The organism is Rubripirellula amarantea (genome assembly GCF_007859865.1).
GTDB lineage: Bacteria > Planctomycetota > Planctomycetia > Pirellulales > Pirellulaceae > Rubripirellula > Rubripirellula amarantea.
Window position 1 is genome coordinate 547,906 of record NZ_SJPI01000001.1, and the last position, 23,841, is coordinate 571,746.

General features: G+C 53.8%; 17 protein-coding genes and 1 tRNA gene. 14 read left to right on the plus strand and 4 right to left on the minus strand.

Going from position 1 to position 23,841, the window contains the following annotated elements:
• The first annotated feature begins 15 nt into the window (after positions 1 to 15).
• Together Pla22_RS02030 and Pla22_RS02035 are read left to right on the plus strand one after the other, a co-directional pair.
• Positions 16 to 1,407, plus strand: a complete 1,392-nt coding sequence (locus Pla22_RS02030) for an amidohydrolase family protein (RefSeq protein ID WP_146513113.1) — start codon at positions 16 to 18, stop codon at positions 1,405 to 1,407.
• Positions 1,407 to 2,465, plus strand: a complete 1,059-nt coding sequence (locus tag Pla22_RS02035) for a class I SAM-dependent methyltransferase (protein WP_146513114.1) — start codon at positions 1,407 to 1,409, stop codon at positions 2,463 to 2,465. The genes Pla22_RS02030 and Pla22_RS02035 overlap by 1 nt, the downstream gene beginning before the upstream one ends.
• 140 nt (positions 2,466 to 2,605) lie before the next feature.
• On the opposite strand, the gene ypfJ is transcribed toward Pla22_RS02035, so the two are convergent.
• Positions 2,606 to 3,460 (minus strand): KPN_02809 family neutral zinc metallopeptidase, encoded by an 855-nt coding sequence (gene ypfJ, locus Pla22_RS02040; protein WP_146513115.1) that lies wholly within the window; start codon positions 3,458 to 3,460, stop codon positions 2,606 to 2,608.
• Between the two features lie 393 nt (positions 3,461 to 3,853).
• On the opposite strand from ypfJ, the gene Pla22_RS02045 reads away from it, so the two are divergent.
• Both Pla22_RS02045 and Pla22_RS02050 read left to right on the plus strand, forming a co-directional pair.
• Positions 3,854 to 7,681, plus strand: coding sequence for a HEAT repeat domain-containing protein (locus tag Pla22_RS02045; RefSeq protein ID WP_146513116.1), 3,828 nt, complete (start codon positions 3,854 to 3,856; stop codon positions 7,679 to 7,681).
• A gap of 191 nt (positions 7,682 to 7,872) precedes the next feature.
• The gene (locus tag Pla22_RS02050) at positions 7,873 to 10,269 is read left to right on the plus strand and encodes a YidC/Oxa1 family insertase periplasmic-domain containing protein (RefSeq protein WP_146513117.1); all 2,397 of its coding nucleotides are present in this window, start codon (positions 7,873 to 7,875) and stop codon (positions 10,267 to 10,269) included.
• Between the two features lie 157 nt (positions 10,270 to 10,426).
• On the opposite strand, the gene bcp is transcribed toward Pla22_RS02050, so the two are convergent.
• The gene (gene bcp / locus Pla22_RS02055; RefSeq protein WP_146513118.1) at positions 10,427 to 10,906 is read right to left on the minus strand and encodes a thioredoxin-dependent thiol peroxidase; all 480 of its coding nucleotides are present in this window, start codon (positions 10,904 to 10,906) and stop codon (positions 10,427 to 10,429) included.
• Between the two features lie 224 nt (positions 10,907 to 11,130).
• Between bcp and rsfS the strand changes: the two genes are divergently transcribed.
• From rsfS to xerC, 8 genes are all read left to right on the plus strand, one after another.
• Positions 11,131 to 11,637: a ribosome silencing factor gene (gene rsfS / locus Pla22_RS02060; RefSeq protein WP_242631743.1), complete on the plus strand. Its 507-nt coding sequence runs from the start codon at positions 11,131 to 11,133 to the stop codon at positions 11,635 to 11,637.
• Positions 11,638 to 11,738: 101 nt separating this feature from the next.
• Positions 11,739 to 13,718 carry an arginine--tRNA ligase gene (gene argS / locus Pla22_RS02065; RefSeq protein WP_146513119.1) on the plus strand — a complete coding sequence of 660 codons (1,980 nt, stop codon included), beginning with the start codon at positions 11,739 to 11,741 and terminating at the stop codon, positions 13,716 to 13,718.
• A 108-nt stretch (positions 13,719 to 13,826) separates the two neighbouring features.
• A complete protein-coding gene (locus Pla22_RS02070) occupies positions 13,827 to 14,195 on the plus strand; it encodes a hypothetical protein (protein WP_146513120.1) in 369 nt (122 codons plus the stop codon).
• A gap of 256 nt (positions 14,196 to 14,451) precedes the next feature.
• Positions 14,452 to 15,960 (plus strand): serine/threonine-protein kinase, encoded by a 1,509-nt coding sequence (locus Pla22_RS02075; RefSeq protein WP_146513121.1) that lies wholly within the window; start codon positions 14,452 to 14,454, stop codon positions 15,958 to 15,960.
• Positions 15,961 to 16,169: 209 nt separating this feature from the next.
• Positions 16,170 to 16,242, plus strand: a tRNA-Cys gene (locus Pla22_RS02080).
• Between the two features lie 813 nt (positions 16,243 to 17,055).
• The gene (locus Pla22_RS02085) at positions 17,056 to 18,174 is read left to right on the plus strand and encodes a hypothetical protein (RefSeq protein ID WP_242632003.1); all 1,119 of its coding nucleotides are present in this window, start codon (positions 17,056 to 17,058) and stop codon (positions 18,172 to 18,174) included.
• 112 nt (positions 18,175 to 18,286) lie between these two features.
• Positions 18,287 to 18,541: a hypothetical protein gene (locus Pla22_RS02090; protein WP_146513123.1), complete on the plus strand. Its 255-nt coding sequence runs from the start codon at positions 18,287 to 18,289 to the stop codon at positions 18,539 to 18,541.
• A gap of 85 nt (positions 18,542 to 18,626) precedes the next feature.
• Positions 18,627 to 19,529, plus strand: coding sequence for a tyrosine recombinase XerC (gene xerC, locus Pla22_RS02095; protein ID WP_146513124.1), 903 nt, complete (start codon positions 18,627 to 18,629; stop codon positions 19,527 to 19,529).
• A gap of 33 nt (positions 19,530 to 19,562) precedes the next feature.
• On the opposite strand, the gene Pla22_RS02100 is transcribed toward xerC, so the two are convergent.
• Positions 19,563 to 20,237 carry a TIGR04283 family arsenosugar biosynthesis glycosyltransferase gene (locus Pla22_RS02100; RefSeq protein WP_146513125.1) on the minus strand — a complete coding sequence of 225 codons (675 nt, stop codon included), beginning with the start codon at positions 20,235 to 20,237 and terminating at the stop codon, positions 19,563 to 19,565.
• A complete protein-coding gene (locus tag Pla22_RS02105) occupies positions 20,234 to 21,373 on the minus strand; it encodes an LptF/LptG family permease (protein WP_146513126.1) in 1,140 nt (379 codons plus the stop codon). Before Pla22_RS02105 ends, Pla22_RS02100 begins: the two co-directional genes overlap by 4 nt.
• Positions 21,374 to 21,678: 305 nt before the next feature.
• Between Pla22_RS02105 and Pla22_RS02110 the strand changes: the two genes are divergently transcribed.
• Together Pla22_RS02110 and Pla22_RS02115 are read left to right on the plus strand one after the other, a co-directional pair.
• A complete protein-coding gene (locus tag Pla22_RS02110; protein ID WP_146513127.1) occupies positions 21,679 to 23,460 on the plus strand; it encodes a TlpA family protein disulfide reductase in 1,782 nt (593 codons plus the stop codon).
• A gap of 131 nt (positions 23,461 to 23,591) precedes the next feature.
• A complete protein-coding gene (locus Pla22_RS02115) occupies positions 23,592 to 23,822 on the plus strand; it encodes a hypothetical protein (protein WP_146513128.1) in 231 nt (76 codons plus the stop codon).
• The last annotated feature ends 19 nt before the right edge of the window (positions 23,823 to 23,841 follow it).

Here is a 23,841-nt window from a genome sequence, read left to right on the forward strand (position 1 = left end):
CCACAATCAATGCTCATGAAATATCTCTCCATCATTGTGACACGACTTACGATCGGCGACACCGCAGGTCGGCTCGCGATTCTGATTTCTACCCTCTTCCTAATTCTACATGGTCAACGGTACAGGCTGACCGCAACGGTTTTTACCTTGTGTGGATTGTTGGCGTTGCCCATTTCAGCCCAGGAATCACCGACGGTGCCGAACACAGTATCGCCGATTACACCGAACACAGCATCGGTTGATGAGCTGATCGAAAGACCCGCAAGATCACAGGCAAAAACGCCTAGCGACGGAATGCTTTTGAAGGACTTTCGTCCCGAAAGCAAGCTTCGCGTCGCGGAAACGATCATGACGACGGCCAAGTTCCCGGTCGTCGATGTGCATACTCACTTTCACTACAAGTTCCACGACAGTGCCGAAGCGATCGACGATTTTGTAGCGATGATGGACCGCAACAACATCGCCATGTGCATTTCACTTGATGGTCAACTTGGCGGACAATGGGAACGCCACCGTCAATTTCTTTGGGGAAAGCATCGCGACCGATTCGCGATCTTTTTAAACGTCAACTGGATGGGCGATGGAGAGGCGGACGATCCGGCGACTTGGGCTTGCCATCGACCGGGGTTCGCCGAGCGAACGGCCACAGAAATCAAAGAAGCGGTGGCTCAAGGAGCCAGTGGTTTAAAGATATTCAAACGCTTCGGGCTTCGTTATCGCAACCCAGACGGAAGTTTGATTGAGATCAACGATCGGCGCTGGGATCCAATCTGGAAAGCCTGCGGCGAAGCGGGGATCCCCGTCATCATTCACACGGCCGATCCGGTTGCCTTTTTTGAACCGATGGACGAGAAAAACGAACGATACGAAGAATTGTCGCGACATCCCAATTGGAGCTTTTATGGCGATGAATTTCCTTCTCGCGAATCGTTATTGGCGGCCCGAAACGACGTCATTGGGCGGCATCCTGAAACCAATTTCATCGGCGCCCACATCGCCAATAGCTCGGAAGACCTAGAACAAGCCAGCGAGTGGCTTGAACGTTATCCCAACCTGTATATCGAACCCGCATCGCGCATTTCCGAACTTGGTCGCCAGCCCTTTACCGCGCGCAAATTCTTGATCCGCTATGCCGATCGACTGGTCTTTGGCACCGATGGCCCATGGTCGGAACAACGATTGCGGATCTATTGGCGATTCTTTGAAACCAACGACGAATATTTTGATTACAGCGAGAAGCTGCCACCACCGCAGGGTCTTTGGAAGATCTACGGGGTGGATTTGCCTGACGATGTGCTGCGAAAGCTTTACCACGAAAACGCTGCTAAGCTGATTCCCGGCGTCGCTGAACGACTCGAAAAATATCGCGATTCAGAATCTGATCGCATGAAAGAAATAAAAAACTGATGGCTGATTTAGAACAAGGTTCGCCCACATTTGCGATGCTCTGCTGCGCCTTTGGTGCGGAACTGGCTGTCAAGGAATCAATGATCGCTGATGGGTGGCGTCTCGCGTTTTCGCGTCCCGGATTTGTAACCGGAAAGCACGATGCGGCACCCGAACCACCGACCGGAACATTCATCCGAACCTCGTCGAGGTCGATCGGACAATGCCGCAGTGAAAACGGTCAAGAACAGATCAAGTCACTAATCGAGCTTCTCAAAAGCTCGCCGTTAGCATCTCGCCCGTTTGACCAGATTCACGTTTGGCCCAAAGACCGGGCCCCGATTGGACGTTTTGACTTTGAACCGGGCCCCGATGAAGTGACGAAACTGGTTGCCGACGAAGTCTTCGCGGCGATCAAGGGAAACCACTTGCGATGTGACAGTCCCAATCGAATCGCTGAAGCCGACGAACGGGTCTTAGACGTGGTGCTAGTGGAACCGTCGCATTGGTTCATCGGCACTCATACGGCAACGACATGGCCAACTCGTTGGCCGGGTGCCGTCCAGCCCATTTCCCCCGCGTACGAACCCGTTTCGCGAGCCTACTACAAGGCTGCCGAAGCGATCACTTGGAGTGGATTCGATTTGCAGGCTGGCGATTTGGCCGTCGAGATCGGCAGTGCTCCCGGTGGAGCATGCGGTCGCCTACTAGAACTTGGCTTGCGAGTTCTTGGCGTGGACCCAGCCGAGATGGATCCACGAATCGCCGAGCATCCTAAGTACCAGCACTACAAAGCCAGGGCAGGGGACTTACCGCGACGTGTGTTTCGAGGTGCAAAGTGGTTATTGGTGGATTCCAACGTCACGCCCGATAAGACTCTGGTAACCGTTGGCAACCTGGTCACGCATCAGCAAACAAGCTTCCAGGGTTTGTTGCTAACGATGAAGCTTGGCGATTACACCCACGCGGATCGGATCCCGAAATGGGAACGAACGATCCGGGGATGGGGCGCAAAGAACATTCAAGTGCGGCAACTCGCTCGCAACCGTTGCGAAGTTTGTTTCGCCGTGACGATGTAGATCAGATCAGCTTAGCTTGGCCGCCCGATTTGAAACAGCACCGTGGAACATTGAAACAACACCGTGGAACAAACGTCGCCTGAGTTGTTTTCGACCGGTAACGAGTCAGCAGAGTGAGTTAGCAGAGTGTGCGATCCCATTTACAACTGCTGGGCGCTAAACGTATCGCCTTGGCTAGGATCACCGGTTTGCAATCCCTTCATGAACCACCGCACACGTTGCTCGCTGGTTCCATGAGTGAAGCTTTCCTGATTGGCGTGTCCACGACTACGTTTCTGGAGCGTGTCATCACCGATCGCGGATGCCGCACGCAGACCTTCTTCGATATCGCCGGGCTCAAGGATGCTCCAACGTTTCTGCGCGTGATGAAACATCATGCCAGCGTAGAAGTCGGCTTGAAGTTCTAGCCGGACTGAATATTGGTTGTATTCGGCTTCGGGTCGCGTCCTTCGAACTTGATCTGCTTTGTCCGTTTGTCCTAACAGGTTTTGGACATGGTGTCCGACCTCGTGAGCCACAACGTATGCCTGAGCGAAATCGCCCGGTGCACCAAGTTGTTGAGCGAGTTGGTCAAAGAACGCGGTGTCTAAGTAAACTTTTTGGTCCGCGGGGCAATAGAACGGACCGGCCGCGGCGGTGGCTGCCCCGCACGCTGACTGAGTTTGTCCCGAGAACAATTGCAACTTCGGCTTTTTGTACTGCCGATTGTTCTGAGCAAAAACATCGGTCCAAACCTCTTCGGTATCGGCAAGGACCGTGGCAACAAATTCGCCACGCATACGATCCTGTTCCGACAATTCTGCTCCCGCGCCCTGTTGAGCTGGCGCGGGCTGCTGTTGGCGAGCTTGCTGCAGCAGTTGGCGGGGATCGCCACCCAGCAATCCAATGATAAGGGCCAGAATCACGATCCCGATCCCTCCGCCGGCAACCATTCGACCCGAAGCGCCTCGGCGATCCTCGATATTTTCACTCTGACGTCGACCTTGCCACTTCATCGAACTGCCTCATAACCACGCAAAAGAACTACTAAAACCAGCGACCGAGAACACAGCCGTTCCTGGCACCCCATTATGCCCCGACCACTATATTCCTGACCACTAGGGCATGATGCCAGATCGCTGACTGCCAATTAGCTAATTGCCAGTTCGCTGACTGCACCCCTGGGGCCAATCCCCGCTTAGGCCGGAATCACCGTTACCGCCGAATCGAAATCGCATTTTATGCTGCGTTGGACCGGATAACACGATCGGGCTAGCATCCCGGCGCTTTGCGAAGCCGCCAGATCAATCTTGCATTGTTGGGCCGGTTGTCCTTAATCTGCCAAGCACTCGTGAAACTATACGCGGAAAACCTGCGTTACCGATCCCCCCACCACGATCGATTGTGCCATGGAAGGCTATCACCCACTGTTCCGAATCTTCGGTTCCTCCCCAGCTCGTGTCTGCTTTTTTGCGCTCGGCTTAGCTGCGATTTGCTCGTCTTCTCAGGCCACCTGGGCTGCGGAAGCCCAATGGATTTGGGCAAACGGACGGACCATTTCGCAAGCTGCTCCCGAAGGCGAAACCGTTTACTTCCGAAAACTGGTCAACTTGCGGGTGGCTGCGGAAGGTCGGATCGAAATCACCGCCGACGACGAATACGAGTTGTATGTCAACGAACGGATGATCGGCCGCGGTAAATCGTCCAAAGAAATTCAAGAATACGACGTCACTGACTTGCTCGAAGTCGGACGCAACGTAATCGCGGTCAAAGCGATTAATACGCGAGGAAAAACGGCTGCTTTGGCCGCTCGTGTTTCGGTCAAACCCAACGGCCAAGAGAAATGGTACACGTTCAGCAGTGACGCTTCCTGGCGAACGAGCACTGAAGACCATCCGATGTGGGAAACCGTTGTCTTCAACGACCAACTATGGGGCGAAGCGTCGTCCTTTGGCAAGCTCGGCGAAACGGCGCCTTGGGACCAAGAGGAAACGGTTGTCGCAGAAACCCAATCCGAACAAAAGGAACGCTTCCAAATCCAAAAAGGCTTCGGCGTTCAACGCGTTCTCGACGACGAGAAAGTCGGGAGTGTGCTGGCGATGGCGTTCAACGAGTTTGGACACCTGATCGTTTCGCAAGAAGGCGGCCCGCTGCTTCTAGTGTTTGACAAAGACGAAGATGGCGTCCCCGAACAAGTCCGCACGTACTGCGACAAGGTCACTTCATGCCAAGGCATTTTGGCCCTTAACGGCGAAGTGTTTGTCACCGGCGAAGGCCCCGAAGGCAGCGCGCTGTACCGATTGACCGATGGCGACCGTAACGGAACGCTCGAAAAGGTCAAAGCGATCGTCAAGTTTAAGGGCAAGCCCGGCGAACATGGTGCCCACGGTCTGCGGTTAGGTCCTGACGGAATGATTTACGTCGTGCTGGGTAGTTATGTCCAAGCCGATGCTGAATCTGGTCCCGGTGAAACACTCAAAGACTATTACGAGGGCGATTTATTGCCTCGTTACGAGGATCCCTCTGGTCACGGACTTGGCGTCAAAGCCCCCGGTGGTACCGTCATTCGTACCAACGTGGATGGATCGGTGGTTGAAAAAGTCGCCGGTGGACTTCGCAATGCCTATGACTTGGTTTTCCACCCAGGCGGCGGAATGTTCATTCATGATGCCGACATGGAAGCCGATGTTGATACCGCTTGGTTCCGTCCGACGGCATTGTTCGATGTCACGGAGGCCGGCGAATTCGGCTGGCGTCCAGGATGGGCGAAGTGGCCAGAGTACTACTTCGACCGATTGCCAAACTTGCTTGACACTGGCCGAGGCAGCCCCACGGGCGCGGTTTGTTATGAGCACTACATGTTCCCGGTCCGGTATCACAATTCAATGTTCCTGGCCGATTGGTCAGAAGGTCGCATCCTGAACGTTCGTCTGAAGCGTGGCGGCAGCGGATATGTTGCCGACAGCGAAGTGTTTCTGAAGGGACAACCGCTTAACGTGACCGATTTAGAAGTCGGACCCGATGGAGCGATGTATTTCTGCACCGGCGGACGCGGTACCGCCGGCGGTGTCTATCGAGTGGTCTACAAAGGCGACATCCCCGATCGCATGAAGAACCTTGGCGTCGGAATCGCCGCCGCAATCCGACAACCTCAACTTGAATCAGCTTGGGCGCGTCAGGAGATCGCATCGGTCAAACGGGATCTTGGCGATAAGTGGGGCCAATTAGTCGCCGGAGTCGCCTACAGCAACGATAACCCGTCGCACTATCGAACTCGCGCAATGGATCTGATGCAGTTGTTTGGCCCAGTGCCGAGCGAAGACTTAATCCTGGAACTTAGCCAAGCGCCAAGCGAAGCTGTTCGCGGTCGCGCCGCTCGAATGATGGGATTGCACCCCGGCGATGACACCGCCGATCGCTTGGTCGAGATGCTTGCCGATAGCGATGCAGCGGTCCGACGAGCAGCCTGTGAAGCGATGCTTCGCAGCAACCAAATTCCTAAGAATGCGGATGCTGTTCTACCACTGTTGTCCGAAGATGATCGCACCTTAGCCTTTGTGGGACGCCGCGTTCTCGAACGAATCCCGACGCCGCTATGGCGAGGCGAGGTACTGGCCACCGCAGACACTCGGATGAGCGTGGTTGGAATGCTGGCTTTGATAAACGCCGACCCAAGTGAAAAAACATGCTTGGAAGTGCTCACCCGTGCGAGCGAGTTGATGGGCGATTTCCTAAGCGATGCCGACTTTGTTGATACGCTTCGTTTATGCCAAGTCGCACTTCATCGTGGAAAGATTGATCCTGCGAAGGTCACTCGACTTCGCGATATCATCGCCGAGGAATTTCCGGCTGGCGATCATCGCATGAACCACGAAGTGATTCGTTTGTGTGCCTACTTGCAAGCCGACAGCGTTGCTGAACGAGCACTTGACTACATCAACGACGAATCGAATCCGTCGGTCGACCGTACGTTGGTAGCGATGTGTTTGCAATTCATCTCTCATGACTGGACGGCTCAACAACGTTTTGAAATCCTCAAGTACTACGAGAACACAGCCAACGCATCGACTGCCGGAGCGCTCTCGATGTACTTGATGGCGACGACGCGGGACTTCGCACAATCGCTATCCGATGAAGACGTCAAGGCAATCTTGGAACAAGGAGCCGTCTGGCGAAACGCGGCTTTGGCTGCGATCTACAAATTGCCACGGCCGATCGACGACACCACTGCTGACACGCTTCGTTCGCTCGACCGCCAATTAGTTGCGGACCCTCGGGCTGGCGACCTTCAGCGAAGACTTCGCACGGGAATCATCGCGATGTTGGCAACAGCCTCTGACAAAAAGTCTGGCGAGTACCTACGTAAGCTATGGCGAGATGAACCGGAACGTCGCAGCGTCATCGCGATGGCTCTTGCGCAAAAACCCGACGGCGAAAACTGGGACTATCTTGTCCGTACGCTCAGCGTGCTTGACGAAGACACATCCGGGGAAGTTATCAAAGCACTTCAGGGTGTTCCGATTGCAACCGACGACCCGATGGCACTACGCCAATTGATTTTGCTGGGACTTCGGTCCGAGAACGAAAAGGGCAACTTCGAAAACGTCGAAAAGCTGCTCGAACACTGGACCGGCATGCAACGCCCCGAAGGTGTAAAGAAATCAATGAAGCCTTGGCAGAAATGGTACGCCAAAACCTATCCCGATCGTCCAGCGGCTGAGTTGCCCAAAGCCAACGATTCGCGTTGGGACTTTGACCAACTGGTCACCTATTTGGACAGTGACAACGGCAAGTTTGGCGACCCCAATCATGGCAAGTTGGTCTACACGAAAGCTCAATGTGCCAATTGCCACCGGTTCCAAGACGATGGTCAATCAATTGGACCATCATTGACTAGCTTGGCGAAGCGTTTCAGCAAACGTGAGATCCTCGAATCGATCCTCTATCCTGCCCACGTCGTCAGCGATCAATACGCCAGCAAGAAGGTGCTGACGCTTGATGGCCGCGTCCTGATGGGCATGGTTAGCCAGCGTGACGCCGAGTCGATCGAAATTCGTGACGCCAACAATAGCGTGACAATTGTCAACGAATCCGAGGTCGACCAAATTCTGCCGAGCACCAGCAGCATCATGCCAAGTGGCCTGCTGGACGACCTGTCGCTCGAAGAGATTAGTGACCTGATGAGCTACATGGGAGTGATTTCTCCTTTGGAAGTTGCTTCGCGTCCCAAGCGGTAAGCATCCGCTACAGCCCCTAATCCTCACGAATCGGCGTCCTCTGGACGCCGATTTTTGTTGGTGGAGTCTTTCGGCTTCCCAAGAATCGACCTGACGGACAGAATAACCGTCCGTTTGTAATTCTTCGGGACTCTTTCTAGCCGCATCCGGCTGTCGCCCAACCTTTTATTTCCCCTGATTCGGATTTTCTCGTGGAACGTCGTCTGCTTACCTTTTTCATCGCTTCGACGGCGTTTTTCATGGTCTACATCTCCCTGAGGACGATGTTTGCACCACCGGTGGACCCCGCTCTGGATAACCCTGCCCAGGTCCAGAATGAAGTCGACGAGCCCGCCGCTTTAGCAGATTTGGGCGTTGAGAACGACGAATCGGCTTCCGACGAGGCCGAGGGTGGCGAAGAAACAGAAGTCAAACGGCCAACCGAGCCTGAGTGGACCACTCTAGGATCGATGGACCCGACGTCGGGCTACTTCATGCTGATCACGCTCAACAGCCGCGGCGCGGGCATCGAACGAATCGAGATCACCGAGCGAGAAGAAAACCGACCCGATAAGCTGAAGTACCGCCGCGTCGATGTTCGTCACGGCTACCTTGGCTACCTGTCCGCCGAACCGGCATCCGACATTGATGGCGTAAGGGTCCGAGTCGTAGGTCCCGGTACTCCCGCAGCGTTGGCGGGTATCCAAGTTGGCGATGTCATCGTGTCAATTGATGGCCAACCTGTCCGCGACCGAGAGTCGCTTGACAACGCTTTGTTAGAATCCAAACCCAGCAAACAGGTTGTCGTCAGTGTTGTTCGCGGTGACTCTACCAATCCCGTAGAACTAACCGCGACCCTGACGGAGCACCCTCTCGATTTGGTGCGTTTGGCAGACGACGGTGGCATCGACAAAATCGAAGGTAATCTGTCTCGCCTTTCATGTCTTCTAACCCTTGCGCAGGTCAATCGCAAAAGCATCGCCCCGAACAATGCGCCAATCGCCCGCGATGTTGATCCCACTCAAATGATTTGGGAATCGAAATCCAGTGGTGAAGAAGGCAACCAGAACTTAGTTGGCTACGAGTTGCCGTTGTCGGCCGCCGAGATGAAACAAATTGGCGGCGAACCCATTCTGCTGAAAAGATCTTACGCGGTTAGCCCTGGGTCATACGTCGTCGACATGGACCTAGAGATCGTCAACAAAGGCAAGGAAGAGCAAGACCTCGCTTACCGACTTGAAGGTGCCAACGGTATCACGCTGGAAGGTTGGTGGTACAGCAACAAAATTAGCCCGCACTTCACCTCCGGTGCGGCTGCTCGCGACATCGTTTACAAAACCGCTTCTGATGGTCATGAATTGGTCAGCGGCTATGCGTTGTTAAAGGAGGCTCGTAGCGAACCGAAGTCTCCGTATCAAACGATCTTTGCACCAGATAGCAGCGAGGCTTCTAAAAGTCTTGCCTACATTGGAGTCGACGCTCAGTACTTCACCGTTGCTTACATTCCGCCGACGGACCAAGCGTCGACAACCTCCTTTGCACGTGCGGCGGCCGGTATCGTTGCCGACGCCGAAGAGATTCCCAAGTACAAAGATCGCGCAGTCAACTCAACCTTCTTTGTCGACAGTGCCACCACAGCGATTCCCGCAGGCGGTTCCCTTCGCCAAAACTTACAGATGTTTGCGGGCCCCAAACGTCCTGAATTGCTCGAAAAGTACGGGTTAGGCGACACCATTTACTATGGTTGGTTTGGCGGATTTTCGATTCTGCTCGGTAAATTGCTGCACATTCTTGCTGGCATCTTTGGTAATTACGGCGTCGCCATCATTTTGCTGACTGTGATCGTTCGGGGCTGCATGTTCCCGCTTTCGCGCAAAGCCGCAGTGAACGCCCAGAAGATGCAAGAGCTTGCACCCGAGTTGAAGAAGATCACCGAGAAACACAAGGACGATCTTGAAGCTCGAATGAAGGCTCAGCGAGAGCTACAAAAGCGAGTCGGGTTCAATCCCATGGCTGGTTGCTTACCGATGTTCTTGCAGTTGCCAATTTTCATTGGCTTGTACCGAGCTCTTTCGGTCGACATTGAATTGCGTCAACAGCCGTTTATTCCCGGTATCGATTGGGCATCCAACTTGGCGGGCCCCGACATGTTTAGTTATTGGGGTGATTGGCTATTTGAGTACATGTCGGGTCGTGGCACCGGTTGGCTTGGTCCCTACTTCAATATCCTGCCTGTGATTGTGGTCGGGTTGTTCCTGCTTCAACAAAAACTGTTCATGCCACCGGCAACGGACGAGCAGACAGCGATGACTCAGAAGATGATGAACTTCATGACGCTGGGGATGGGATTGCTATTCTTCCGAGTCCCAGCGGGACTGTGCTTGTACTTCATTACCAGCAGTTTATGGGGCATCTGCGAACGGGTACTCGTCAAGAAGACGCTGCCTAAGACCAGCCACTTCGACAGTACATTGATTGAGGGTTCCGCTAAGCCCACCGAGAAAAAGGCTGAAACGGGGTCACTGGCTGACCGCATTCGAAACCAGATCTCGCCTCCGGAACCCGAATTCGATCGCCCGAACAAACGCAAACGCCCTAAGAAGAAATAAGGCATGGGGCTCAGGCCAATAAGGCCGGACAAAGAAGAGAAGAGGCCCGGTCATCCGGGACCTCTTTTGACAGACTCTTTCGCGTTCACATCTGCGTTCACACCTCCATCCGTGGCGGTACCCAGCGTGGCGGTACCAGCGTGGCGTGATCGGTAACCTATTGATCCGAAAGCTTCTTTACGGCATCGATAATTTGCTGGTCGTGACCGTCGACTTTGACGCGTTTCCAAACATGGACGACCTTGCCTTGGGCATCAATTAAGTACGTGGACCGCTGAATGCCCATCGACTTTTTGCCGTACATGTTCTTCTCTCGATAAGCACCGTACTTTTCGCTCATTGTGTGCTTATCGTCGACTAATAGGTCAAACGGCAGCGAGTACTTTTCTTTGAACTTGACGTGACTTTCGACGCTGTCGGCGCTGATTCCGAAAAGCTGCACGCCTAGCTTCTGCAATTGTTTGTACTGATCTCGAAAGGCACATGCCTCCTTCGTACAGCCTGGCGTGTCGTCCCGGGGGTAGAAGTAAAGCACCACTGGATTCCCCTTCAGGTCACTCAGGCGAACCTTTTCTCCGCTGTCACTGGTCAGTGTAAAGGCGGGCGCTTTCGTGCCGGGTTCGATCCAATCAGCCATGAAATGCCTCGTTGGGTTGGAGTTTGTCTGGAAAATGAAGGGCAAACCCGAAGGTTGGCGGTTTCGACGATGGTTTTGTCAAAACGATAGTCGGTTGTCTAGCGGCTTAGCTGAGTGACAGAACTCATAATTTCACTAGACTGTGCGATCTGACAAGCTCAACGGTGAATCATGGCTGGCTCTATCGTTGCCGCTCAACTTCCCTTCAAACTTCCAGCGATATTGTGGAAACCACTCAACCTGACCCACCTGAATCCTCGTCTGACGCAGATTCCCAAGCCAAAGATGCTAATCCGATGGTGGCATCCTCGCGTGCGATTCGCCCGCATGGAGTCGAACATGGTCGGAAACTTGCCGCCGCTGCCGCTCAGGTCGCACTGGACAACAACGGCAAGGACGTCATGGTCATCGATGTCTGCGCCCAATCCGCTGAGTTTGACTTTTTTGTCTTGGCCACGGGAACAAGCCGTCGGCAACTGCATGCAATCAGCGAGCAGATTGATGACGTCCTGCAAAAAGGCTTGGGCGATCAACGACTGGGGATCGAAGGCTATGCCGAGAGCAGGTGGATTGTTTTGGATTACGGCAGCGTCGTTGTTCACTTGTTTGATGACGAAACTCGGGACTACTACGACCTAGAATCCTTGTGGGCTGACGGCAAACCGATTTCGTTGGAAGAGCTTGGCTTAACGATTCCCGCAGGTTACGGCGATCCCGATCAAGACGAGTAGTCGCTTGACGATGGAATGAGTGGTCGTTCGTCGACGCGATGATCTCTCACACCACTGCCCCCCACTCCCACCCCAACCCTAACATTGGGCCAGTACCATCCATGCACATCCCGCACTTGATGCAGAAACGATTCGAGAACGCGCTCGAATCAATGACGTCAACGCCTGAGAAGTACGCCTCCATGATCCGGTCGACATCGGATCCCAATCACGGAGACTTCCAAGTCAATCTAGCCATGCCGCTATCCAAGGAACTTGGCAAACCGCCACGTGACGTTGCGGGCGAAGTGGTGGGTGCCGTTGACGTTGCGGATGTGTGCGAACCACCGGAAATCGCTGGCCCTGGGTTTATTAACCTAAAACTAAAAGATGATTTCATCGCGGCTGAAATCACTAAGTTGATTGGCGATGCCCGCTGCGGTGTTCCCAAACGCAAGTCGAACGACACAATCGTGATCGACTTTTCGTCCCCCAACGTTGCCAAGCCCATGCATGTGGGGCACATTCGCAGCACTGTTATTGGTGACTCGTTAGCACGCGTTTTGAATTTCCTCGGCTACAACACGATTACCGATAATCATCTTGGCGACTGGGGAACTCAATTCGGGATCATCATCTACGGGTACAAACATTTCGGTGACCCTAAAGCTGTTGCTGCTGACCCGGTGCCCGAACTCGCAAAGCTTTATCGTAAAGTCAATTCATTAATCGAGTTCTGTAAAGCGAAGAAGCGAATCCCTCAGTTAACCTCTGAAATCGAGTCCGCCAAGGAAGAACTTGCTCAGTTGCAATCGACTGATATTTCAAGTGACCCTAAAGCAGAAAAGAAACACAAAAAGTCGCTTGCTGGGGCCGAGCGAAAGATTGGTTCGTTGCAGTCAGAACTCAGCGACACACAAGCCAAAATTGACGCTGTCGAGCAGGACCCGCAAGCAAACGCCGAAGCGATTAAGCATGCCGATATTGATAAAGCAGTGCTTGAAGAAACGGCAAAATTGCATCGCGGAGATGAAGAGAACTTAAAGTTGTGGGAGGAATTCCTGCCGAACTGCAAAGACGAGATCAATCGAGTCTATGACCGTTTGGGCGTCACGTTTGATCACACGTTAGGCGAGAGCTTCTATCACAAGATGCTGGGTGTCGTGGTCTCGGAACTCGAGGCCAAAGGATTGGCGTCCACCAGTGATGGAGCCGTTTGCGTTTTTCTGGATGCCTTTGACGCCCCCATGATCGTTCGCAAACAAGACGGTGCCTATCTTTATGCAACAACCGACTTGGCAACGCTTCGCTATCGTCAAAACGAGTTTAAGCCGACCGAAATTTTGTATGTCGTTGACACTCGCCAAAGCGAACATTTTGACAAGATCTTTGCCGTCGCCCACGAATTCGGCCTCAAGGATGTCAAACTCGTCCACGTCAATTTCGGTACGGTGCTCGGCGAAGACGGTCGCCCAATGAAGACTCGTAGTGGAACACTAATTGGGCTCGAAGGCCTGCTTGACGATGCCGTGGAACGAGCCCGGCAAGTGGTATGCGATCCCGAGCGTTTGAAGAACTTCGACCCTCCCATGGACGCTGCCGAACAAGAAATGGTGGCCGAGACGGTTGGTATAGGTGCAATCAAGTTTGCGGACCTGAGCCACCACCGTACCAGCGACTATAAGTTCAGCTTGGATAAAATGATCGCGCTGGAAGGAAACACGTCCACCTACGTTCAGTATTCTTATGCTCGAACTCAAGCCATTTTGACTCGTGCGGAAAAACTTGAATCCGACGTTTATGAGATGGTACAGGCTCATGGCATAACATTTACTCACCCTGCGGAACGGACTTTGGCCGTGAGTTTGCTTCGATTAGAAGAGGCACTACTGACGGTTCACAAAGATTATGCCCCCAATGTTTTAGTAGAGTATTTGCTTGATACAGCTCGCAATTACTCTCGATTTAACGACAACTGCCACGTACTGAAGGCTGAAACCGAAGCGATTCAAGCTACAAGATTGGCGCTAGTTACTTTGTCGGGACGAGTACTACAACTCGGCTTAAGTCTGCTAGGCGTTGATGTCGTTGGCCGGATGTGAGAATGCTTGACACAATGCATTCGTGTCATAGAGTAACGCTGGCTCTTTTTGGGGGCGAAGACCCAAGCGTTGTCTATGCATCTTTGAACATCAAACTCGGTAAATACTATGGCAAAGAAAAAAGCTGCCGGCGGAAATAAGTCTCAAGCAATTCGCGACTATAAAGCAGCCAACCCCACGGCAATGCCTTCTGAGATAGCCCAGAAGCTTACTGAGCAGGGCTTTGACCTCAACGCAGGGTTTGTCAGTACCGTTTTATCGACTGCGAAACGCAAGACTAAGGTCGGCCGCAGAGGTCGACCGAAGGGCTCCAAGAACAAGCAAGTCGCAGGTGCGGTCGGCCGTCCGCGCAAGACGGATTCCGGAGCCACCATTTCAGTTGACTCACTTATCAAAGCGAAGAAGTGGGTCGACGAGATCGGCGGAATCGACGAGGCCAAGTCCGCCATCGAGACACTCGAACGATTGATGAAGTAGCGGTTGATTCCGCGTCAGGTATCAGCCCGCGGCCTGTCTGCCCCCGAGTCCAGAATGCTCCGATGCCACCGCCGTGGCAGACTCGGAGTAGAACTTCGGGGACGGAGGCGGCGATTTCGCCTGCATAATCGATCCCGACCCCCCAAAGCGAACGTATTCCACGCGTTTTCGTCAGTCTTTCAGGGGCACGGTGCGGCAATCTACTGTGTACAATTCAGCAGTAATTCTTGTCTCCGGCACCGCAACGCTTTTTTCCATGACGGACATCACCGCTCAAAATTTTGTACAGCGAATTGCTGACCTCGGGCTCGCTGAGCGGTCTGTGGTGAACCGTGCCTATGGAGAAATGGGAGCAGGTGACCACACGCTTCAAGACGTGGTCAAGGCAATGCAGCGGCAGGGGATCGTCACCACGCTGCAGACCGACAAAATTCTTAAAGGCGATCGTCACGGGTATTTCTACGGTGACTATAAAGTCTTGTACCTGATCGGTGCGGGTACATTCGCGCGAGTCTATCGCGCCGAAAAGTTCGGTGGCGAAGTCTACGCCATCAAGGTGCTTCGCAAACGCTTTCGCGATGAAATCAAAGAGCTGGAACAGTTCCTTCGCGAAGGACGCATGGGATTACGATTGCGACATCCCAATATCGTTAGCATTTTGGAAGTGGTTCCCGACGTTCACAATCCGTTCTTGGTGATGGAGTTTGTCGAGGGCCAGACACTTCGAGAGCTCGTCAAGGTGCGCGGCAAGTTACCCGCCGATCTAGCACTCCGCCTGATGTACGAAATCGCATCAGGACTCGCGTACGCGGCGTCGTTGGGGATTGCTCACCGTGACCTGAAGCTTTCCAACGTTCTGGTGTCATCCGACGGCAAAGCCAAGCTGGTGGACTTTGGGTTGGCAGCACTCACCGACCGCAACAACCCGGAAAAGATGGCGGATTGCCCGAACGCTAGAGCGATCGACTATGCAGCGTTGGAACGCGGTACAGGCGTTCGCAAGGATGACCCACGCAGCGACGTTTATTTTGCTGGCAACATGCTTTATCACATGATTGCCGGTACGCCAGCACTTACCGAAACTCGCGACCGTTTGGCTCGCCTTAATGTAAGCCGGTTCCAAGAAATTCCACCGCTGCACGAACGCGTTCCTGATGTGCCCGGGATTGCGAATCATTTGGTTCAGCGCGCGATGGCATTTAATCCCGAAAAGCGAATTCAGTCTGCCGCGGCGCTGCAAGCCGAGGTCAAGAAGGCGATTAAAATCCTGGAAGAGGGTAAGAGCGGAACGGGGGATCAACCTTACAACCTTCCGATGGCCGATCACCAAGATGATGACGAAGACCCAACCAATGAAGGCGAGGGCTACGTCGTCATGCTCGTTGAGTCTAAGCCCGGACTGCAGAACGCCATTCGCGAACGCTTGAAGTCTCGCGGTTATCGGGTGCTCGTGATTTCCAACCCTAACCGGGCTCTCGATCGCTTTAGTGCCCAAGAGGAGGCACCAGCCGATTGCGTTATTTTCGGTGCATCAGAACTTGGCAATTTGGCCGTCGAGGCGTTTAACCAGTTTGCATCGGATGACCACACCAGTTCGATCCCGACCATTTTGCTGGTGGATCGGCGTCAATCCCACATCATCGGTGCCGCGCGGCGAGGGCCCAACCGCAAGATGCTGGCGTTGCCACTTAAAGTTCGCGAATTGCGAACTGCACTTAACCAGCTTCTCTCAGGCGTTGAGAGACGTGAATTAGGCACGTACTAATTGCTTATTTTCGATCACTTTTGTGACGCGAATTAGGTCTCCTTCAACAACCGCCAGGAATGATTCGCAAGAAAAACTTCCAATCAGAGGTGAAGGTTTGCCCAATACAGGCCGATATCAACCTCGTATTCAGGCAAACCCATCGAAACACTTCGTTTCACCGATCTTGACTGTTCGGAATGGTTTCCCTAACTTGCGTGAATCACCAAGGCGACGTGGCCAAGTGGCTAAGGCGAAGGATTGCAAATCCTTTATTCGTGGGTTCGAATCCCACCGTCGCCTCTTTGAATTTTTCTGGCTTTCTATAGCCCAATGCGAGATTGACGGGTGGTGACCTGAGTTCACCGTTGGCGTGGTTCAAATGCGAATCGGCGGTCGTCTCGCTTCCTGGAAATGTTTTTTCTAGAGCCGTTCACCGCGATAGCTGATGCTTGATGGTGCACCAACCCATGGCTCACCGGCGTATGGCTCACCGGCGTATGGCTCACCAGCCTTGGCTCACCGGCGTATGGCTCAACAGCCTTGGCTCACCGGCGTATGCCGATGCTGCAATTGTCCGGACTGCAGGTCGCTCAGACTCGCAGTTCCACTTCTGGCTGGACAATTGTTGATGCAATGCGATCGGCCTGTCTTGAAAAGAATCGACAGGCTCGCCAGTGACACGTCGCCTCGATGAAGACGGTCTTGGTACAGAACGGGGCGCAAAAAACCGGCCGCTGCGACAGGGGCAGTTGTCGCAGCGGCCTAAGCAACCAAGCGGTGCCGGGTTGCCTGTGCGTAGTTTAGCCATTTTCTCGATGCTTGTGGGACGCTTGAGTGCTCGATTGAGGCGTTAAAAAGCGATTAGAACGGGGGGGCAACTTGAACCCCATTTCAATTGCTTCGGGTACAGCCCCGCGGCTTAGGAACCAGCCCGTTGAAAGCCAATGCACAAAATCGGCAAATAATCCCCGGTTAGGTCAAAGTTAGACGACATGGGATGCCGATAGGCCTAACGGGGGCGGAGACGTTGCGCGCTGACGATCCAAACGGGACATCCGCGTGAAACCCAACTCGCCAATATTGTTGAACTTGCTCACCAAACTCCGTCTGGTGATGTGCCTATTCGTCGCGGTTCTCGTGACGACTCAGGTTGGCTGCTCGCTCTTTCCCGAATCCAGGCATCGGGATGTTTTGCACAATCCTTTTCCGCAACTCAAGCGAGTCGCGGTGCTGCCGTTCTACAACCAAAGCAGCGAGCCCACGGTTGATGTCGATATGGTGGCCGAGAAGTACTACGCGGCGTTGCAAGCGGTGCCCGGCTTTGAGGTCTTGCCGCTAGGTGTTGCCAAAGCGCAATGGCTTGCTTACAGCGTTCACTATGGCGAGCCCCGAACAGGCGTCGACTTCCAAAACCTTGCTCGTCAAATGGGCGTCGAGGCAATCGTTGTGGGCTCCGTCACTGACTTCCAAGCCTATTACCCACCTCGCATGGCAATGACCGTTCACTGGTACGCTGCTAACGAAGGCTTTCACCCGATTCCCGCCGGGTATGGCTTGCCATGGGGCACCAAACAAGAAAAACAAATTCCGCGACAGATCGTTCGTGAGGCAGAGTTCGAATTGGCACGCAGTCAACTTGCCACTCAAACTCCCGTTTCACCCGAGAGCGTCAATCCAATCGAACAAGTCAACGCAGACCCTAGTAGCGTAAGTCAAACCTCGGGCACTTTGGCTTTGCAAGCACCGAACGCGTCGTCATTGAACCCGATGGAACTGCAGGGCGAGCAGATCATGTTGAACGATCCATCATTCGGTTCCGCCGCAATCGAGGGTGATGTCTTTTACGATGACAACGTCGTTTACGACGGGTCGCATCAGGAAAGCGGATACATCGAAGACTTTGAAGCTCCGCTACCGCCTGCGTGGCCTGATCCAACGGACTTGATTCCCGATCCACCAAGCCCAGTTGCACCGGTAGCCATCACCAACCGAAAACCGGTGCTATCGCATACTCGAATCTATCGAGGTGACGATCCTTACTTTACGGGACGGCTTGCTGACTACGTAGAAACGGGCGACGACGCACGTTCGAACGGTTGGCAGGGTTACCTCAAACGTTCCGATGATTTCGTTAGTTTCTGTTGTCACTTGCATATCACCGAGATGTTGGAATCTCGAGGCGGTAAGGAGCAAAGCGAGTTCATTCTTCGTTGGCCGCTTAGCCGATACTGATTTCAGGCGAGCACCTTGTGGCTCGACCCCATGCATGCAACGGCGTCAACTTGGCGCGGTCATGCCAATCAAGTCAGTTAGTTGCTCTCTCATATCAGGCTAGTAAACGGAAATGGGCGAATTCGACAAAGAGGTCAATGTTCTCGCGCTCGTCAAAGGTGAAGAACGATTCATCTTTCTTTTTGACGACGAGAACCGTGATGAGACGCTCCGTCAGCTTGCTCGCTTTGCAGCCGATCCCGAACTTGATTTCTCTTGGTACGACGCTGCAATGCTGAGCCGCAAGATTCGCGATGCGGTTCCGTCAGAAGATGATTTCTTGGCGAGCGAAGAGTTTGATAGCCTTTCGATCGACGACTTCAACTAACGGCAAGAGCAACGACCGCGGACAGGGATGGAAGCGGTTTGATATCTTTCTATCAATGCATGGATGCGGTCTGACGAGACATCTCATGCGCCGATCTATTCCTCAATTCCTAACGTTCTTGGCAACCGAGCGCAACGCGTCGGATCTGACGATCAAGGCGTACCGAGAAGACCTGTTCGGTTTGACCGAATGGCTCGAAGCGACACGGGGCAGCATTCCCAAGCCAGATGCGCTGACGCCCCAGGACCTGCGAGCTTACCAGGCCGCGTTGCAGCAGGCCGGTTACGCCCGAACGACGATTTCAAGAAAACTCGCCAGTTTGCGGAGCTTTTATCGCTTTGCAATGCGTCAGGGAATCGCTTCGACGAATCCTGCAAAACCACTTCGCAATCCGCGGCGGCAACGCAAACTTCCGCACGTGTTGACCAACGACGAAGTGGGTCGATTACTGATCGCACCACCGGCGAACGACAAAGCGGGTCTTCGTGACCGCGCAATCTTGGAAACAATGTACTCGGCCGGTTTGCGGGTCAGCGAGCTAGTCGGAATGCAAGATGGCGACGTGGACTACGATGAACAGATAGTCCGAGTCCGCGGAAAGGGACGCAAAGAACGCATTAGCCCACTCGGGTCATTTGCAATTCGCGCGATCAAAAAGTATGCCGCCAATCGTGTGAGGGACCCCAAGGTCGAGGCCAAAGGTCGACAAGCGCCAGTGTTCGTCAATCGCTTTGGCAAAATTCTTACCACGCGAAGCATCGGGCGGATGCTCGAGAAATACATCGGGCTTGCCCAACTCGATTCGCGAACAAGCCCTCATACGCTTCGTCACAGCTTTGCCACGCACCTGCTTGACCGAGGTGCCGACATTCGAAGTGTTCAGGAACTGTTGGGTCACAAGAGCTTAGCAACGACGCAGATCTACACGCACGTCAGCGCGGCCAACCTGCGTCAGGTCTACGAGAAGGCTCACCCACGAGCCAACTGAAGCCTAGAACCTCAGCGGTCCCAAGCACACCGACTATGACCGATAGCTCTTGGCGAGCGTTTCGGGTGATGCCCCCAGGGCGAACCGAACTTGCAACGACCAATTATGAAGCGTTTGTCGGACCACCCCGTTTTGTCGCCATCGCCGATCGCTGATCGTAACGGGCCCCGGTAAGAGCCTTGGCTTGTCGATCTTGCGAAGACGCGTTGATAATTCCACGTCTTCCATCAAAGGTACCTCGGCGATTCCACCGTACTTCTTCAGCAGGCTACGGTTGGCAAAGATGGCTTGGTCACCAAAGGCCACCGAACGATAGCGCACCCTAGCATTGTTGCCACGTTCGACCCAGCGATAGATCGTTCGCGAGGAGTCGATGCGCTGTTCGAACGCACCCCACAGAAAGTCACCGCACTGACAAATTTGGTTTAGCGCATCCACACCGAGACGATTATCGGCGTGCAGAAGCAACACTACGTCTCGATCAGCCACGCGGAGTCCGCTGGCGAGCTGCGTCCCTCGACCGGGAAATGATCTCACAAGCTTATCGACGCCGGCCACACGAGCGATCTCGAGCGTGGCATCCGAGCTGCCACCATCGCTGACAATGACCTCGCCCGCACCGGCTTGTTTCGCCGACTCGACTGCTGCTGCGAGGTTCGATGCTTCATTCAACGTGGGAATGATGACTGAAACATCGTGAGGCGTCATACCAACTGCACTTCTCGGAGTCGAACGTAGGCTATCGGGCCAAATACTATCAACGGAACCCAAGCAGCCATACCGGGCGAAATCATATAGCCGCCGCTTCCGATCATCGAGGCAACGGTTTTGACTAAGAAGAATCCCATCACCGTCACCATTGCGGCTCCGATCATGACAAACAAATTGCGGCCTTTTCGATTCACCACCATCGGCAATGCCAACATGATCAAGGCAAAATCCAGTGGTGGCCGAACGATTCGTTCGTGCAATAGCACCTGCAATCCCATGCTGCTGTGCACGGCAGGATTGCGAACCTGGGCCACCAACTCGGGAATGGACGCGCGTCGCGTTGCCGATTCGCTGGCTTGCAAAAGATCTGGTGAAACGCTCGTTGCGAGAAAACACTGGCCGGGTTGAAGCCAGTCTTGGTCATGCGATGTCAATAATACAGGACGTTTTTGCCAGAACGCCGATGCTAAAGTATCGATCTGCTCAGGACGACGAACCCGGTTCAGGAGAAACCCCGAGGGCAGAGTAGGGGATGCTTCCATCCATTTCGCTTCCTTAGCCAAAATCATGTCGCCAAACCCGACAAGGTTTCCATCGAGTCGAAAGTTGGGCTCTTGAAGGGTACCGTTGCTCGCGATCATCGAAGTCCCGTCGATCAGAACACGATTGACCTTGTCGTACTTCGCCTTGACGTCCTGTTCCATCGTGGGATTGATGTCCTTGGCCTTCATCGACAAAGCATCACGGTACTGAGGCAACACGAATTCGCGATTGACCATTTGAGCACCGACGATCAATAACGACGCCACGATCATCGGACGCAGCAAACGCCCGTGCGAGATGCCCGCGGCCAACGTCGAAGTAAGCTCACCCGTACGACGCAACCATCCCACGGTGAACAAGAACGCCATCATGGCGATGATGGCACCGGTCCAATCGAACATCAACAACATGAAGGGACCGTAGTACCGCGCCATCACCTTCACCAATCCTCCCTCGCTTTGCCCGAGCTTGACGAAGTCGTCCATGCTCGTGAAAGCAGAAAAGACAATGAAGACGCCGGCGATCGAGCAGAAACAGATGACGACTGTCCGAAGAAAGAGCGTCAATATGTAGCGGTCGATTTGGGTCACAACAGAAACGGGGTAGGGTGGTGTGCGGGTGGATAGGGGAATTGAGCAATATCCGAGATACGACCCGACCGTGGCAAGATCGAGATCGAACAATCTGATGCGAGAATCAGACCTTCTGCTGTGAAACGGTCGTGAAACTTTCTTTGCATCTTTGGTGCTAGGTTTTCCGAGACCGGAATACCCACTTGGGGCAGCTCATCTCGGAAGCGACAAGCTGCTCGCTTTCCGATATCTTTGCCATAGAATGAGCCGTACCATTCACCATCCAGATTGTCACCGCAAATTTCATCCCCGTCGCTGTATCCATGATTGCCATTCGCCCACGCTCGCTGACTATCACGATCTCAGTTTTCCTTGCTTGCGCGAGTGCACTCATGATGGGGTGCAGTCAGTCATCGCCCGAGGAAGCTTCGTCCGCATTGCAATCGTCGACGATCACTCAGCCCGACGACGATTCCGACCTCCCGCCTCTTCCCGACGAAACACAATTACCACCGATCACCGCCGGGATGCCACCGTCGGGCAACTCCCCGCTTGCCGATCCAAGCAACTACCCGCGTTTAGGATCTAGCCAAGCGGACTCGGGCCGGGCGGACTCTGGGAGCGGCTCTCTTGCAGGCTTGGGCAATGTCTCGGCTCCCGATAGCCAACTCGCGTCCAATGAAGCGGTGGCTCAGCAATCCAGCCCCATGGGTTCAGCACCGGGTCAACCCGATTCGAATCCAGAGTTATTTCCCCTCGCTACCACTGACCCAACCGGCGACTCGCCTGGAACAGGACTCAAACAAGACCTCACACCGGAAGAGTTGATCGAGTTCTTAGCGCAAGCGGACAAGGACATGCAGACGATCGCCTCGGGCGGATCGGGAATTTCGGACCCTCGCGAAGCTCGCAAGACACTGATCCAGATTATCAAAATGAAACGCGAGGCTTCTCGACGCCTCGCCGAAGACGAATCGCTATCGGAAACATTGCAAGACGAAGGCAAGCGAGGCCAACTGCAAGCTTTATCGCACCTTGCTGCTTTAGGTGACCTAAAAGCCGCCGACGAACTTCGCGACCTTGCGGAAACCAACATCCAATCTGGCAACTCGAAATTGATGTCCGACAGCCGTCTTGTGTTGATTGGGTTCGCCATCGAAGACTTGCAAAATGGCGTTGACGATGCTCCGAACCAAATCGTGTCACTTGTCCGCGATCTATCACGCGACTCGGCAAATACGGACGTGCCTGCGATGATGGTTATGGGCCAAGCTCGCCAAGTCCTAGCCAACTATGGCCACGACAACGAAGCCAAAATTGTACGCGACACCATCATCGACCTTTATGCTGATTCCTCGGATGCTCAGATCGCAAAAATGGCATCGCAACTCGCAGGCAATGTTCGCTTCGATGGCATCAACCAATTGATGAACAACATTCATGAAGACAAGGCTGTATCGCTTGACCAATGGACCGAGTCGGCTGAAAAACTAGTCGATGAATCGGCCGACTTGCAAACCGTTCAGTACCTTGCCGGTTCAGCGCTCGACCTTGAATCAAGGGAGTTGGAAGCACTCGCGACTGCCACCTATGACGTTCTCGAGGAACGATTCACTGACAAGGAATCAGCAACCTTCAGTGAAGTCCAATTAGCATTAGAAGCCCGAGATGCTCGGAACAAGGCAATCGGAACGCCGTTTGAATTTTCGCTGCCGTCGATCAATAGCGACGGACTGTCAATGGAACGGTTTCGCGGCAAGATTGTTCTGATGCCATTCTGGACCATGGACTTTCCGCAATCGCTGCAGATCGTGCCGATGCTGCGAAAGATCCAAGATGACTACCCGGATGACGTGGTCATTGTCGGTATGAATCTGGATTCCGATGCGAGCGAAGTGCAAGCGTTCGCTGAGAAAAACAAACTGGATTTCCCTCATTTTCGGGCGGAGTCATCAGCAGAACAATCCAGCGGTAATCCGGCGGCAGCTCAATTTGGAGTCGTTTCCTTGCCCTGCGTGGTCGTGTTTGATCAGGAAAGCAAAGCTCGCGTGATTGATTTTTCAGGACGAAAAATTGAGCGGACCGTTAACGAATTGCTGCCCTAGGTTGCACGTCACACCGGCACGTCACACCGGCACGGCTCCCGGCCCCCAAACGAGAAACTCTTTGCAGAGAGATTTCGAAGGCTAGTAACTACAATGGCTAGATCACTTCTCATCTGAATCAGAGAATCAACATGACGGAATTTATCGAGCTGACCGGAAAGACACTGCTTGATGTCGTCAATGAAGGTGAAATCGATCTCAAACAATTGCACGACGCCGGCGTGGTTGGCGATTCCATTTTGCGAATCAACAAGCATGGCGAAATTGAGCTTCGTCGTCGCAATAGTTGGACACTCGTCGGTGGCCTGATTGGTAACTTCGAAGAACGCCTGCACAAACTCACCGGCTTGGACTGGGCTTAAACAGGCTAGTAAAGAACAC